The 15,061-nt window shown below is 55.7% G+C and carries 13 protein-coding genes; 7 read left to right on the top strand and 6 right to left on the bottom strand.

Going from position 1 to position 15,061, the window contains the following annotated elements:
* The 4 genes from L0H14_RS09280 to L0H14_RS09265 form a co-directional block, all read right to left on the bottom strand.
* Positions 1 to 302 (bottom strand): zinc ABC transporter substrate-binding protein (locus L0H14_RS09280; protein ID WP_301421712.1); only part of this gene is annotated, 302 nt, incomplete at its 3' end.
* A gap of 113 nt (positions 303 to 415) precedes the next feature.
* The gene (locus tag L0H14_RS09275; RefSeq protein WP_301419513.1) at positions 416 to 1,510 is read right to left on the bottom strand and encodes a hemolysin family protein; all 1,095 of its coding nucleotides are present in this window, start codon (positions 1,508 to 1,510) and stop codon (positions 416 to 418) included.
* Entirely contained in the window at positions 1,507 to 2,847 is a 1,341-nt protein-coding gene (locus tag L0H14_RS09270; RefSeq protein WP_301419516.1) for a hemolysin family protein, read from the bottom strand. Before L0H14_RS09270 ends, L0H14_RS09275 begins: the two co-directional genes overlap by 4 nt.
* A 169-nt stretch (positions 2,848 to 3,016) precedes the next feature.
* On the bottom strand, positions 3,017 to 4,474 hold the full coding sequence (locus L0H14_RS09265) for a GuaB1 family IMP dehydrogenase-related protein (RefSeq protein ID WP_301421711.1): 1,458 nt from the start codon (positions 4,472 to 4,474) through the stop codon (positions 3,017 to 3,019).
* A gap of 329 nt (positions 4,475 to 4,803) precedes the next feature.
* Between L0H14_RS09265 and L0H14_RS09260 the strand changes: the two genes are divergently transcribed.
* Together L0H14_RS09260 and L0H14_RS09255 are read left to right on the top strand one after the other, a co-directional pair.
* Complete coding sequence (locus tag L0H14_RS09260; RefSeq protein ID WP_301421713.1) at positions 4,804 to 8,571, top strand: multifunctional oxoglutarate decarboxylase/oxoglutarate dehydrogenase thiamine pyrophosphate-binding subunit/dihydrolipoyllysine-residue succinyltransferase subunit; 3,768 nt, start codon at positions 4,804 to 4,806, stop codon at positions 8,569 to 8,571.
* A gap of 128 nt (positions 8,572 to 8,699) precedes the next feature.
* Positions 8,700 to 9,314 carry a GDSL-type esterase/lipase family protein gene (locus tag L0H14_RS09255; protein ID WP_301421710.1) on the top strand — a complete coding sequence of 205 codons (615 nt, stop codon included), beginning with the start codon at positions 8,700 to 8,702 and terminating at the stop codon, positions 9,312 to 9,314.
* A 357-nt stretch (positions 9,315 to 9,671) separates the two neighbouring features.
* Here L0H14_RS09255 and rsrA read toward each other — a convergent pair whose 3' ends face one another.
* A complete protein-coding gene (gene rsrA / locus L0H14_RS09250) occupies positions 9,672 to 9,959 on the bottom strand; it encodes a mycothiol system anti-sigma-R factor (RefSeq protein WP_301421709.1) in 288 nt (95 codons plus the stop codon).
* On the bottom strand, positions 9,956 to 10,636 hold the full coding sequence (locus tag L0H14_RS09245; protein ID WP_301419742.1) for a sigma-70 family RNA polymerase sigma factor: 681 nt from the start codon (positions 10,634 to 10,636) through the stop codon (positions 9,956 to 9,958). The genes rsrA and L0H14_RS09245 overlap by 4 nt, the downstream gene beginning before the upstream one ends.
* A gap of 249 nt (positions 10,637 to 10,885) precedes the next feature.
* On the opposite strand from L0H14_RS09245, the gene aroA reads away from it, so the two are divergent.
* The 5 genes from aroA to L0H14_RS09220 are packed head-to-tail and all read left to right on the top strand — an operon-like array spanning position 10,886 to position 14,974.
* Complete coding sequence (aroA, locus tag L0H14_RS09240) at positions 10,886 to 12,247, top strand: 3-phosphoshikimate 1-carboxyvinyltransferase (RefSeq protein WP_301421708.1); 1,362 nt, start codon at positions 10,886 to 10,888, stop codon at positions 12,245 to 12,247.
* Positions 12,244 to 13,344 carry a ribosome small subunit-dependent GTPase A gene (gene rsgA, locus L0H14_RS09235; RefSeq protein WP_301421707.1) on the top strand — a complete coding sequence of 367 codons (1,101 nt, stop codon included), beginning with the start codon at positions 12,244 to 12,246 and terminating at the stop codon, positions 13,342 to 13,344. Before aroA ends, rsgA begins: the two co-directional genes overlap by 4 nt.
* Positions 13,345 to 13,369: 25 nt before the next feature.
* Positions 13,370 to 14,194, top strand: coding sequence for a histidinol-phosphatase (hisN, locus tag L0H14_RS09230; protein ID WP_301421706.1), 825 nt, complete (start codon positions 13,370 to 13,372; stop codon positions 14,192 to 14,194).
* Complete coding sequence (locus L0H14_RS09225; RefSeq protein ID WP_301419745.1) at positions 14,175 to 14,633, top strand: CrcB family protein; 459 nt, start codon at positions 14,175 to 14,177, stop codon at positions 14,631 to 14,633. The genes hisN and L0H14_RS09225 overlap by 20 nt, the downstream gene beginning before the upstream one ends.
* Positions 14,630 to 14,974, top strand: coding sequence for a CrcB family protein (locus tag L0H14_RS09220; RefSeq protein ID WP_301419747.1), 345 nt, complete (start codon positions 14,630 to 14,632; stop codon positions 14,972 to 14,974). The genes L0H14_RS09225 and L0H14_RS09220 overlap by 4 nt, the downstream gene beginning before the upstream one ends.
* The last annotated feature ends 87 nt before the right edge of the window (positions 14,975 to 15,061 follow it).

Genomic DNA, 15,061 nt, shown 5'->3' with positions numbered 1-15,061 from the left:
TCGAGACCCAGACCGTTGGCGACCACGAGGTCAGCTTCAATCATGTCGACCATTTGAGCGCTTGACGCCTCAAACTGATGTGGGTCATCACTGGGACTCATAAGAACCTGTGTGGCGCCCCCGGCGCAATCAGTGATCTCCGTGGCAAGCGAGCCCATCTGCGTGGTGGTTGCAACCACGGTTACGCCATCAGCTGGTTCCCCCACGGCATCCGTTTCCGCTGTACAAGAGGCCAACAAAAGACCAAAGAAGGAAACAGTTCCGGCGATAGTCAGGGCGCGCTTACGTGAGATCGGCATCATGGTCCTTCAGGAAAATTGTCATAAGCGGACGGGCTGCGTCCACAAGTCACCACATTACTTTAATGCAAACAGTTCGCATTAGCAATAACGGTGGTTTCTGACACACTGGTACGTCAGGCCGAGGCTGTGCCCCCTGCACCGCCCATGCGCTGGCGAACCGTCACCTTCTGCGACTGGGTCACATCGCGAATCTCACCGACCAGCACTTCGATGACGTCTTCTAAGAACAAGACGCCGACGGTATCCCCTGCACTGTCTTGAACCCGTGCCATGTGGACGCCGATGCGCTGCATCACTGCGAGGGCATCTTCAATCGGTTTATCCACGGTGATGTTGACCATGGAGCGCACCCGATTCACTGGAATCGGCGCGGTATAGCGATCATCAGGAATGGACATCAGATCCTTGATGTGCAGATACCCAATGACGGTGCCGTCAGACGCATCATCGACGACTAGGCGCGAGAGTCCAGTTTTACGAACCGCCTGATCAAATTGTTCGGGTGTACCAGTAGATGGTATGGACACAATCTGACCGATCGGCACCATCACCTGATCTGCGGGAACATCTGAGAAACTCAAAGCTCCCGAGAGGATACCGGATTGATCATCGACCAGCCCGGTTCGCTGGGATTCCTGCACAATAGATTGAACTTCTTCAAGAGTGTACGTCGAGGTCACTTCTTGCTGGGGTTCAACCCGGAAGAGCCGCAACACAACGTTGGCACACCAGTTCAAGACGACGATGATCGGGCGCAGAATTTTATCGAGAAATACCAGCGGTGGCGCTAAGAGCATGACCGCACGATCCGCCACAGATACCGCAGCATTTTTGGGTACCATTTCTCCGAAGGTCACGTGGAGGAAGGTCACAACAATCACGGCGATGACGAAAGCAACGGTCGAGGAAAATTCTGGATCAATGCCTAATGCCTTAAGGGGAACACCCAGAATGTAAGCGATCGCTGGCTCGGATACGTTCAGAATCAACAGCGAACAGGCAGTAATACCGAGCTGGCAGATCGCCAGGATATCTGCGACATGCTCCATCGCAAACAACGCGTATTTGGCTAGCTTGGAGCCGTCTTCAACACGAGGTTCAATTTGGGAACGTCGCGCCCCCATGACAGCGAATTCTCCGGCGACGAAAAACGCGTTCCCTACTAAAAGTACGATCAGCCACAGCAGGCCGGGAATATGCTCACTCATGCATCCTCCTTATTGGCTGCCTGCGACTGTTCAGACCGTAAGCTATCGGGCGTGTACTTGACCCGTTCCACACGGTGTCCATCGATGCGTCGGACCTCGAGCGTGCCGTGCTCGACTTCCACGACGTCGCCAACTTTGGCTACTCGACCAAGTTCGGCCATGATAAATCCGCCGACGGTTTCATACGCTTCATCTTCTTCAATAGTCAGACCCGGCATGTGCGTCATGGCTTCATCGGGGCGAAGCATTGCAGGAAAGAACCAGGCCCCTTCAGCACTCTGCAATACTCCTGGGCTGATGCGATCGTGCTCATCTGCGACTTCGCCGACAATTTCTTCAACCAGGTCTTCGAGCGTGACGACACCCGCTGTACCGCCATATTCATCGACCACCAGGGCCATCTGAAATGGAGCTTCACGAAGATCGGCAATGAGCGTATCGAGATTCACAGATTCTGGTACGCGCACCATGTCACTAGCAATAGTTGCTGCGGTGAGGTGGCTGCGTTTTGTTTTTGGTACTGCGATAGCCTTCTTGATATGCAAAACGCCGCGAATCTCATCGGCATGGCCTTCCGTTACTGGAAAGCGCGAAAACCCGGTCGAGCGCGCATAGGCGAGGACCGCGTTAAGGTTCTGATCTGCTTCAACGGATTCCATATCCATGCGCGGGGTCATCACGTCTGCGGCAGTACGAGCTGAAAAATTCAGTGTCCGATCCACAAATGCTGCCGTCCTGACATCCAAAGTACCCATTTCGGCGGATCGGCGGACCAGCGAAGACAATTCCTCCGGAGTGCGGGCACCTGAAAGCTCTTCTTGGGTAGCCATGCCGAAGAGGCTCAAAATCCAGTTCGAAAAGCTGTTCAACCCAACAACGATTGGGCGAAACATCATCGTAAAGATCAGTTGCGGACGAGCAAGGACACGAGCCACAGGCAAGGCACGAGCCAAGGACAGGTTCTTCGGAATGAGCTCCCCGATCAGCATGGACAGTGCCGTGCCGATAATCATCGCAATGGTCAGTGAGACCGAATAGACCAGTGCCTCATTGTCACCCAACAGCGGTTCCAGCGGCGTCACCAGCAGACGGCCAAGTGATGGCTCGAGGAAAAACCCGGTGAGCAACGCCGTCAACGTGATCCCAAGCTGGCACGACGACAACTGGGTAGACAGCGACTTTAGTGCTTTCAACACCGGCTCTGCGCCCTTATCTCCGTTATCAACCATCCGTTGCACGGTGGGCACATCAAGGGAAATCAAAGAGAATTCAACAGCAACGAAAAATCCGTTCCCGAGAATTAACAGAAAACTTACGCCAAGTAGGATCCATTCCAACGTCACGCCGCATCACTCATTAGGTGCATGCCAGGCCAGGCAACGTCATAACGTTCCGCGCAACTCGGAGGCTCCATTTCATTCGCCGGAGCACGGCGATTTGTTCTCAGGTTCGTGCGTTGAGCACATCTTTCAGCGTCCATGATGCAACTTATTATAGGGCCTTTCTTTACCAAGAAGTGGCAACCGGTCGTCCCTCGTCATACCCCGCTGCAGACTGGATTCCAACGACTGCGCGTTCGTGAAATTCCCGAAGATTGTGCGCGCCCGCATACGTCATTGATGAACGCACACCGGCAGTGATGTCATCAAGTAGGTCTTCAACGGAAGGATTTGCGGGATCGACGTACATTTTGGAGCCAGAAACGCCTTCTTCAAAGAAGGCTTTGCGTGCCCGAGCATAGGCATCGTCCTGTCGGGTGCGAGCAGAAACTGCACGCGCTGAAGCCATCCCGAAGTTTTCCTTGTACTTACGACCGTCGAGATCAATGAACATGTCCCCCGGTGATTCCATGACACCAGCGAACCAGGAACCGATCATCACCTGGGATGCGCCAGCAGCAAGCGCCAATGCGACGTCACGAGGGTATTTTATACCGCCATCTGCCCAGACATGTTTGCCGTGGCTTGCCGCAGCTTGAGCACACTCGTGAACGGCAGAAAATTGCGGACGACCGACGGCGGTCATCATACGAGTGGTACACATCGCGCCCGGACCGACACCGACTTTTAAGATGTCGGCCCCTGCTTCAAGCAGATCATGCGCGCCATCGGCCGAGACGATGTTTCCGGCCACAATCGGAACCGGCAAGTCGGCCAGACTGCGGAGGGCTGAAAGCATTTTTTCTTGGTGACCGTGGGCCGTGTCAACCACGATCACGTCAACACCGCGTTCTACCAACGCTTCGGCATGCTGAGCCACATCAGCATTGACACCAACTGCGGCACCCACCCGCAATTGATCCCGCTCATCAGTGGCCGGGCTGAAGATCGTTGAGCGCAGCACTCCGTTTTGCGTCAGCGCCCCAACGAGTTGGGTCCCATCGACGACAGGGACGAATTTCACCTGGGCATCATGCATTTTCATATAGAGATCGCGCAGAGCTTTATCCCGTGCTTCCACCGGCAGGTTCTTCAACTCTGATGCGGCCACCGTCAGCAATGGCTCACGCAGTAAGGACTGTACAGACGCGAACTGATCGATGCCTTCGGTGTCAGCCACGTGCACGATCCCCAGGAGCGCCCGATCATTATCCACGACGCATACCGCCGGATGATTACGCTTCTCCGCCAGGTGGCGGACGTCCAACACACGGTCGTCTAAGCCCACATACAGTGGCGTCTCAAACAAGGTGTCGCGCGACTTCACCCAATCGATGGACTCTTGGATCAGGTGGAGCGGCGTGTCCTGTGGGAAGATACCCAAACCACCGCGGCGGGCCATCGTTTCAACCATGCGGCGCCCGGTAACGCCATTCATGTTCGACGAGACAATCGGAATCGAAGTTCCTGTGCCATCTGTCGAGGAAATATCAACATCCATACGCGAACTGATCTGCGAAAAGGATGGAACGAGAAAAACATCTGAATATGTCAGGTCGGTCGTGACGGGGTTGAGAAAACGCATAATTCCATCATGCCAGCTTTTCCTTCGTCTGACAGCTGTTCATAGACCTTTCACCCTAGGCGCGTGAGATGTAGCTCACTTTAAGCGGGCTGTTTTTTGCGCGGAGCCAATCTAGGCGCAATCAAATGTATTTTGTAGCTATTCCAGCGGCAATATCACTATGATGGAGCCAGTTGCCTATGACGGGCACCTTGAGTGAACCCAGACTCGCTCAAGGCCAGTACCGGGACACCGTCATGGCCCCAACGGCGAGAATCGTCGTGCCCGGCGCATCGAGCCTCGCCACGTGTACGCACAACAACAAAGAACTTACGGAAGAGGCCTTCACCGTGCCAGAACTTACGTCCGCCCAGCTCTCCGAGGAATTCCCCGGCAATGAATGGCTTGTTGCGGATATCTACGAAAAGTACAAGGCGGATAAGTCTTCTGTGGATGAGAAATGGGCTGAAATCTTTGCCCGTTTAGAAGCTGCTAACACTGCTGAAACACCGCAGAAGCAAGCTCCACCCCAGACCGCTGCACCAGCTAAACCAGCTCCGCAAAAAACTGGCCAGTCCGCAGCTCCTGCGGCGCAAAAGCCAGCGAAGTCTGAGCAGAAAGCTAGCGCGGATAAGGATACGGCAGCGCCGCCGAAACCAAAAGTTCGTCGTGCTGAAACTTCCTTAGATGCCATCACTTCTGAACCGTCGAAAGCTGCTCACGAAGAACGCGTGGCCGCGTTTGAGGATGCAGACGAAGACAAAGAAGATGAATGGATACGCCTACGTGGCATGCCGGGCGCCATTGCGGCCAACATGGACGCATCGCTCTCCATGCCGACAGCGACCACCGTTCGCGACATGCCGGTTAAGGCATTGGTTGATAACCGCACGGTTATCAACAACCACCTGGAGCGTACCCGTGGTGGCCGTGTTTCCTTTACCCACCTCATCGGCTATGCAGTCATCCGCGCACTGGTGAAGCACCCTGAGATGAACGCCATTTACCGCGAAGAAGACGGTAAGAAGTTCAAAATCAACCCAGCCCACATTAACTTCGGTCTGGCCATCGATATCCCCGGTTCCAAGGGTGAGCGCGCGCTCGTGCAGCCATCCATCAAGGCTGTTGAGACCATGAACTTCCGTGAGTTCTGGGAAGCTTACGATGATCTTGTCCAGCGGGCACTCAACAACAAATTGACCATGGATGACCACTCGGGCACCACGGTTTCGCTCACCAACCCCGGCGGTATCGGAACCGTGCACTCAGTGCCGCGTCTGTCCGAAGGCCAGGCCGCTATCATCGGTGTCGGCGCACTAACTTATCCGGCAGAGTTTGAAGGTACATCGAAAAAGGTACTTGCCGATCTGGCCGTGTCGAAAACCATGACGGTAACCTCTACCTATGACCACCGTGTCATCCAAGGTGCCGGTTCCGGTGAGTTCCTCCGCACCGTGCACAACCTGCTGCTAGGTGAAGAAAACTTCTACGACGAAATTTACGTCAACCTGCGTATTCCAACCACGCCAATCCGGTGGGCACCAGATGTGCAAGTCAACCCGGATGACGAGGTAGGCAAGGCCGCTCGTATTCAGCAGCTCATCCATTCCTACCGCGTCCGCGGTCACCTGATCGCTGATACCGACCCGTTGGAATACCGGATGCGTACCCATCCCGATCTGGATCTCGACTCACACGGTCTGACCCTCTGGGACCTGGACCGCGTCTGGCCTACCGGTGGCATTGGCGGCAAATCGCATATGCTGCTGCGCGACCTGATGGGCGTTCTGCGTGATGCCTACACTCGCAATTCTGGTTACGAGTACATGCACATTGACGAACCAGAGCAGCGTGCTTGGTTCCAGGACAAATTGGAACACCCCTTCGTCAAGCCCACCCGCGAAGAACAGCTCCGCATCCTCGGCCGTCTTAACGCTGCTGAAGCATTCGAAACCTTCCTCCAGACGAAGTTCGTTGGACAAAAGCGCTTCTCGTTAGAGGGTTCTGAATCCCTCATTGCGCTGTTGGACGCGGTCCTGTCAGGAGCCGCCGATGAGGGCCTCGATGAGGTAGCAATTGGCATGGCTCACCGCGGTCGTCTCAACGTCTTGACCAACATTGCCGGCAAGACCTTCACACAGGTCTTCCGGGAATTCGTTGGCGATGCAGACTCCAGCGTTGCCCAGGGATCCGGTGACGTGAAGTACCACCTCGGAACTGCAGGTACCTTCACCTCCTACAACAAGAACACCACTAAAGTCTCCGTTGCCGCGAACCCATCTCACCTCGAAGCCGTCAACCCGGTACTCGAAGGGATCGTTCGTGCCAAACAGGACCGACTCGACCACGGACCAGATTCACCGAAGTCCTACTCGGTATTGCCAATTCAGGTTCACGGGGACGCATCGTTTGCAGGCCAAGGCGTTGTCTTTGAAACCATGCAGATGTCACAGCTGCGCGGCTACCGCACCGGTGGTACCGTCCACGTCGTCATCAACAACCAGGTTGGTTTCACTACCACACCATCACAGTCACGTTCATCGACATATGCCACGGATGTGGCCCGCTCCATCCAGGCTCCGGTCTTCCATGTCAACGGTGATGACCCAGAAGCCGTAGTCCAGGCAGCCCAGCTGGCGTACGAATACCGTCAGCGCTTCCACCGCGACGTCGTCATTGATTTGATCACGTATCGCCGCCGTGGTCACAACGAAGGTGACGATCCTTCGATGACCCAGCCGGGCATGTACAACCTGATCTCCAATAAGACGTCAACGCGTCGGCTCTATGTCGACTCGCTGGTCGGACGTGGCGACATCACACGGGAAGAAGCGGATCAGGCCGCAGCCGACTACAAGAATCATCTTGAGGCGGCATTCGCTGAGATCGGTGAGGCCGAAACCTCGCCGATTCCAATTCTTGGTTCAGCTCACGGTATTGAGGATCCAACGCAAACCTACAAGCCAGAATCAACGGCAATTTCCGATGAGATGCTCCGCCGTATCGGTGAGGTCCACGCTGAGATTCCGGAAAACTTCAACGTCCACCCGAAACTGCTCGCCCTGTTAGAACGCCGCAACAAGATGGCCATCGACGGCAACATCGACTGGGGCTTTGCAGAACTTGCAGCCTTCGGTTCGCTGATGATGGAAGGCGTCCCCGTTCGTCTGGCAGGCCAGGACTCGCGCCGTGGAACCTTCGTACAGCGTCACGCCGTCTTCTATGACCGTGAAAACAACGACGAATGGACCCCGCTCTCTTCGCTGTCACATGATCAGGCGAAGTTCTGGATCTACAACTCACTGCTCAGCGAATACGCCGCAGTCGGCTTCGAGTACGGCTACTCGGTAGAGCGTCCAGAAGCACTGGTGCTGTGGGAAGCTCAATTCGGTGACTTCGTCAACGGCGCTCAGATCGTCATCGATGAGTTCATCTCCTCTTCGGCACAGAAGTGGAGCCAGCACTCCTCCATCGTGCTGCTGCTGCCACATGGTTACGAAGGCCAGGGACCAGACCACTCCTCGGCGCGCATCGAACGATTCCTGCAGATGTCAGCAGAAGATAACATGCGCGTTGTGCAACCGTCCTACGGCGCAAACCACTTCCACCTGCTGCGGGAACACGCCTACTCGACACCGCGTCAACCACTGATCGTGTTCAGCCCCAAGCAGCTGCTGCGTCTGCGTGCCGCTGCGTCCAGGGTCGAAGACTTCACCCAAGGTCGCTTCATGCCGGTCGTCCCAGACGACACCGCTACCAACTCAGCAAAACAGGTGCTGCTGGTTTCGGGCCGCTTGTACTACGACCTTGTCGATCGTCGTCAGAAGTTGGGAATGGAGTCAGATGTTGCTATCGTTCGCGTCGAGCAGCTCTATCCATTGCCTGCCGAAGAGATCCAGACCGAGCTGTCCAAGTACACCAACGCTAAGGTCAGCTGGGTCCAGGACGAACCTGCAAACCAAGGGCCCTGGCCGTTCATGCTCCAGCACTTGCTCCCCGAGCTTGACCGCGAAGTAGCATTGGTGAGCCGCCCGGAAGCAGCCTCACCGTCAGTTGGAAACAAACCACGCCACGATGACGAGCACGAAGCGTTGCTCCAGGATATTTTCGGCGCCTAACCGGAAAATTCGTACGCGTCGCCTGTTGCGGTCCAAATTTTTGGGCCGCAACAGGCATTTAAACAGCCATTTTGGTGCAATAAGGCTACAGTGGAACAAAAGAACACTAGTTGAAAGAGGCAAAATTCGTGCACACTCGAAACATCCGGTTGTTCTCCATCGGAGCCCAAACACTGACCGGAGTTGGCGACGCGCGCGGCTTAGGTTGGTTGGGACGGGTTCTCGCAAAGACTCACGTCCCAGACTTACAAATCGAGTCCTATCCGTTAGTGTTCCCCAACGAAACCACCGAAGAGATGTCAGAGCGCTGGGAACGTGAAGTCATTCCGCGGCTCTCCCGCGATGAATCAGTTGAAAACCGATTGGTGATCGCCGTACCACAGGACCCCATTAGCATGGCAGGATCCTCAGCCCGAGCGCGTCTACACCTAGCGAATATTCTCGATCGGGCGAAACAACACAGCATCACCACATTCGTTGTCGGGCCTACAGCCGCACAGGATCACGAAACGAATCAGCATCTTGCCCAGCTCAACGAAGCGTACCAAGGTGTGGCAGTACGCCGAGACGTCCTATACGTCGATGCGTTCACCGATCTGGTCAACCACCAGAACTTCAACCAAGATGTCATGGTCAACGAAGGACTACCAGGCCAAGCCGCTTACGGTCTCATTGCTTGGTTGGTGTTAAACCGCGGATGGTTCGAATGGCTCGGAATCGGGGATCCCAGTCTGGGATCCTAAGCTGCTGACAAGACCATTGCCCGGGCACACCCATGGTCCCGGAAGCGATCTTCGGTGCACTTGAACGCACCTAGGAGTCGAAAACGGCTAGGGCAGTCTCTATCGCAGCTGAATGCTGCATCGTTGAGAGGTTGAACTGCGCAACGAACGGTGATGGTAATATTTTGTAGAACCCATTCACCGAAAGGAGCATCACGATGAGTAAACGTGGTCGCAAACGCAAGGATCGTCGTAAGTCCAGCGCCAACTCTGGCAAGCGTCCAAACGCAGGCTAACGGCGCCATGATTTGAACAATACAAAAGGTCTGAACCATTTCTTTGGTTCAGACCTTTTGCACATTTAAGGTGGTGAGAGAGCTAGCTGGTTTTCAGCTCTTCAATACGATCCATAATTTTATTTTTGAGTGTTTCAGGGGCCTTCTCATCGCAGGAGCGGCGAACGACGTCCCGAATAATGACCTCAAGATCATGTTCTGACTGGCACTCAGTGCAGTCTTCAATATGGCCACGAACCTCATCAAAGTCCTGAGCATCAAGCGCACCATCAAGGTACTTATAGATGCTGTCCATTCTGGTTTCTGTACAACCGCCGTTTTCAGCGCAATCCTCGGAATCGGTCCGAATGCTTGGTGATTCATTTGTCATTTTTGGCCCTCCTCCGATGCATTGGCCTGTTGTTTCTTCTGCAGCTCGATTGCGCCTTTAATACCGCGGTCGGCAGCATAATCAGTCAGTAATTCTCGCAAGCTACGACGACCACGGTGTAGCCGCGACATCACCGTACCAATGGGGACGTCTAAGATGTCGGCGATCTCTTTATAGGCAAAACCCTCGACATCAGCAAGATACACCGGGATCCGAAAATCTTCAGAAATCTCTGCCAATGCGTCCTTCACATCACTATCTGCCAGGTAATCTAGCGCTTCAGTCTCAGCTGACTGCAACCCAGTTGACGAGTGTTCAGCGGCGCGGGCCATCTGCCAATCTTCCACACCGTCCCCATCAGCCTCAAGCGGGCGACGCTGGCGCTTGCGATAGATATTGATATAGGTATTGGTGAGAATCCTAAATAGCCATGCGCGTAGGTTCGTACCGGGCTTGTACTGGTGGAATGAAGAATATGCTCGGGCATACGCTTCCTGTACTAAGTCCTCGGCGTCCTCGGGATTACGTGTCATACGTAGCGCACCCGAATACAGCTGATCGATGTACTGCATCGCGTCTCGTTCAAAACGAGCGCGACGCTGGAACTCGGTCTCAGCTTTCGGATCGATTCGAGAACCGTCGTCGGCAGCGGGAATGTCAGAAGGCAAATGAGTCATCCCTGCCCAGTCTAATCTCAATTTACTCACATGAGAGGTTTCTGTCGGCGCACTCATGGTCAGCACGGTGCCAATCACCTTCCCTTGCTCTAACAACTCAACACGTTCGTCAGTTTATACAGCCAGTTATTTGTCGAAATTATTCCCCTCAACACCGGTCCATCGACAACGCTGGCAGCGATAACAAGGTATCTTGGAAGGTGCATCTACAGTGTTGAACAGCTAATGAAAGAGGTTCTGTTGGCCACAATGACTCCTGCCCCTGGTGAAGCTTGGTCTGCGCCATTCACCACCACACCGGTAGCTGCCACCGTAGCGTTGCCCGGTTCGAAGTCATTAACTAACCGACATCTCATCCTCGCCGCCCTGTCGACTTCCCCGTCACGATTGACCGGGGTGCTCGTGTCTCGCGATACCGATCTCATGATTGAGGCTCTGAGCGCACTGGGGGCAACATTTAAGCGCGTCAAGGATGATCCCACGGTCTTGGATGTCACTCCGATAAACCTGGCTGACTGCACCGGGAACATCACCGTGGATTCTGGACTTGCCGGCACCGTCATGCGCTTCATCCCCGGTGTAGCTGCCGGAACCAACGCCACCGTAGTCGTTGACGGTGATGCACAGTCCTATGCCCGCCCGATGGGGCCGGTCATTGATGGCCTGGTACAGGCCGGAGCACGCATCACCGCCGAAGGTCAGGACCCGGTGACTCACTTACCGCTGACCGTGCACGGCAGCGGCGCAGCACCCGGTGGCAGGGTCACGATCGACTCGGGTGGATCCTCACAATTTATTTCTGCACTGTTGCTCGTTGGGGCAACCTTTCGCAACGGCTTAGATATCGTCCATACCGGCGACCAGACTCCCAGCCCCGAACACATTGCCATGACCATCAAGGTGCTGACAGAAGCCGGCGTCGCCGTGGAAACACCGGAACCTCATCGATGGGTCGTCACAGCCGGTGATGTCCACGCCGTGGACACCGCGGTTGAACCAGATTTGTCGAATGCCGGCCCCTACCTGGCCGCGGCCGTAGTGACCGGTGGCAGTGTCACAGTCCCCTATTGGCCTGTAGAGACTACCCAGATCGGCGATCGCTGGCGGACAGTGCTGCCACAATTCGGCGCCCGGGTCACGTTCACTCCGGTAGAGGGGACGAATTACGGTGACCTCACGGTGAGCGGTTCGCTCGATGCACAGGGCAAACCAGTGATTACCGGAGCCGGCGAGCTCTCCGACCTCGCTGAGCTAACGCCCACCACCGCAGCTATTGCGATGTTGGCCGACGGTCCAACACACCTCACCAATATTGGACACCTGCGTGGTCATGAAACAGATCGCCTCATCGCACTCAACGCCGAAGCCACAAAACTCGGTGCGACCATCGAAGAAGGCGAAGACTTCTTGAGCTTCGCCGGCGGATACGCCCTGCAGCCGGCAATCCTGGAGTCTTATGCGGACCACCGAATGGCCACCTACGGCGCAATTATCGGCCTGGTGGTGGAGGGAACTGTGGTCACCGACATCGCCACCACCGCAAAAACTATGCCGAACTTTCCGACCGCGTGGACCGAGCTTGCCTCGGCAGAACGTCAGATTCGCGCATGAGCCGATACCGCATCGATTACCGGCGTTATGACGAAAATTCGGCGCCAAAACGGCCCTCGAAACACGGGACACGCCCGCGGACCAAAGAACGTCCGGCCCACGAAGATGCCATCACCGGCCGCGTCTCAACGGTAGATCGTGGCCGGTATACGCTCTATCTTTCCCCCGTACGTAGGACGAAACGCGCCAGGGGCGACAAGGCCCGCTATATTACTGCGATGCGCGCCCGAGAAATGCGCAACACAGCCATTGTCAGCGGAGACCTCGTCGATGTCGTTGGTGATACCTCAGGTGAAGAGGGATCGTTAGCCCGCATTGTGAGACTGGTGGACCGTGATACTGTATTGCGCCGTTCGGCCGACGACACCGATGCCTACGAACGTGTAGTGGTGGCCAATGCCGATACCCTCGTGATCGTCGTAGCTGCTGCCAATCCCGAGCCACGCACCGGATTCATTGACCGTGCCATGGTGGCTGCATTCGACGCTGGTATCACGCCGGTACTGTGTATTACCAAGACAGACCTCGCCGATCCCATCAGCTTAGTCGAACACTATGCGCACCTTGATTTGGAAATCTTCACCGTGGGCCCGTTTAACCCCAAACATGAACACACCAGCGACTCCCCCATTTTGCATCCTGCCGACCTCGATAGTCTCCAAGACCGACTTGCGGGCCACATCACCGCGCTGATCGGTCCGTCTGGCGTAGGAAAATCCACGCTGTTAAATGCGTTAACCGGGACTGACCGCGCTGTGGGGCACGTGAATGTAGTCACCGGACGGGGCAGACACACGTCATCGTCGACACTGGCTATTCCGCTGAACCAATCTGGTACCTCGTGGCTAATCGACACACCTGGCATCCGCTCCTTTGGGATGGGCCTGGTCGACCCAGATACCGTAGTAACAGCATTTGAAGATCTCGCACAGGCAATCGTGGATTGTCCACGCGGATGTGACCACACCCAGCAGGCCTCCGGTTGTGCTCTGGACGCTTGGGTTGCCGCCGGCCACGCCGGTGATGCCGGCCCCCAACGGCTCGCATCGTTACGCAGACTGTTGGAAAACCGGTTAGAAACCGACGACTTTGACTAAACCACTAGAAGGAAAGGCCGCCATCATGCAGCTCTCCCCACCCCGTCAGGGATACCGTGAAGACCTCAACCTCGCATTGGTGATCGCCGACGCCGTCGATGGTCTCACCATGGACCGTTTCCAAGCCGTGGATTTGGAGGTCACCACCAAACCGGATCTCACCCCTGTCTCAGATGCTGATCGTGCCGCCGAAGAACTCATTCGTCAGCAACTCAAGCGCGCTCGACCCCGCGATGCAGTCACCGGTGAAGAATTTGGTACCGTAGGCGCGTCCAAACGACGCTGGATCATCGATCCCATCGACGGCACAAAGAACTTTGTACGTGGTGTGCCCGTGTGGGCCACCCTGATCGCGCTGGTTGAGGACGATCGCCCAGTCGTCGGTGTTGTTTCTGCACCTGCCCTATCCCGCAGGTGGTGGGCGTATGAGGATGGCGGTGCTTATACAGGTAAGTCTCTGTCGAATGCCAAACGCATTCACACCTCAGACGTAACAGAACTCGAAGACGCTTCGATGTCGTTCTCCTCGCTGGAAGGTTGGCGAGACCGCGGCAATATCAGCGAGTTCCTCCAACTTACTTCTGATATTTGGCGGGTGCGTGCATTCGGTGATTTCTGGTCATACATGCTGGTGGCCGAAGGCTCCGTCGATATTGCTTGCGAACCCGAGCTTGAGCTCTACGATATGGCAGCCCTAGTACCGATCGTCACCGAGGCCGGGGGGACTTTTACCTCCCTGGATGGTGAACCCGGGCCTTGGGGTGGACACGGCCTAGCAACCAACACTCATCTGCACGACGACGTGTTGGAGCGTCTCAACCCGGAGCTTCGTGGGCAATCGCGCGCCTAGCCCCCGTCCGGCCACCATCATTGCCGTAGCAATCGGGGGTGCGGTAGGGGCGACGGCCCGGGTATTTCTCCCCTGGCCGACCATGCTCGATGATTCTCTGACCGGCTTCGACCCGCTCCCCCTTGCAATAATCAACCTTCTCGGGGCCGCCCTTTTGGGTCTGGTGACCGGCTACAGCTCACAGCGTCGATGGCCCGAACCGGTAATTAAAGGCGTGACCATCGGGGTCTTCGGCGCGTTCACTACGATGTCCGCGCTGGCGCTCGCCTACACCGGCCTAACATTTGGGCAGACGGTCTACCCAGCCTCGACGATGTTCCAGGGTGTTGCCATTGGTGCAGGCATCGTGGCTATATTGCTGACGTTTCTATTTGTCACTACCGTCGTCACTCTTTGGACGCTCAAACTTGGCGTGCATCTGGCCGGTGAACGAGCATGATCGTTTTCGTCCTGGCCGCCATGCTCGGCTCAGTGTCACGGTACCTCATAGATTTCTACCTCCCACGGCACGGTATTTTACTCGTCAATATACTGGGATCGTTCATAGCGGGCTGCTTGCTGAGCTTGACGATCGTATTTCAACTCAATGACGCCGTGGTACAAGCTATTAGCGGGGGCTTTGCCGGTTCTCTGACGACCTTTTCGACTGTCGCTGTCTCCGCTGCTCAACAGCATATGCAGGGTGCCGGCGGTGCGTGGAAACTATGGATATTGCAGGTGGGTTTATCCATCGCGGCGTGCTTATTCGGGGTCGTCATGTCGCTTTGGCTTATAACATAAGGATCACTACTTGATACCATGAAGCCTTAACGAAAAAAGCCCGGATTCACGAGGAATCCGGGCTAATTTTGTGGAGATGCCGGGAAT

Origin of the sequence: Yaniella sp., assembly GCF_030453185.1 — a bacterium.
GTDB lineage: Bacteria > Actinomycetota > Actinomycetes > Actinomycetales > Micrococcaceae > Yaniella.
This window is presented reverse-complemented; position numbering and strand designations above follow the sequence as displayed.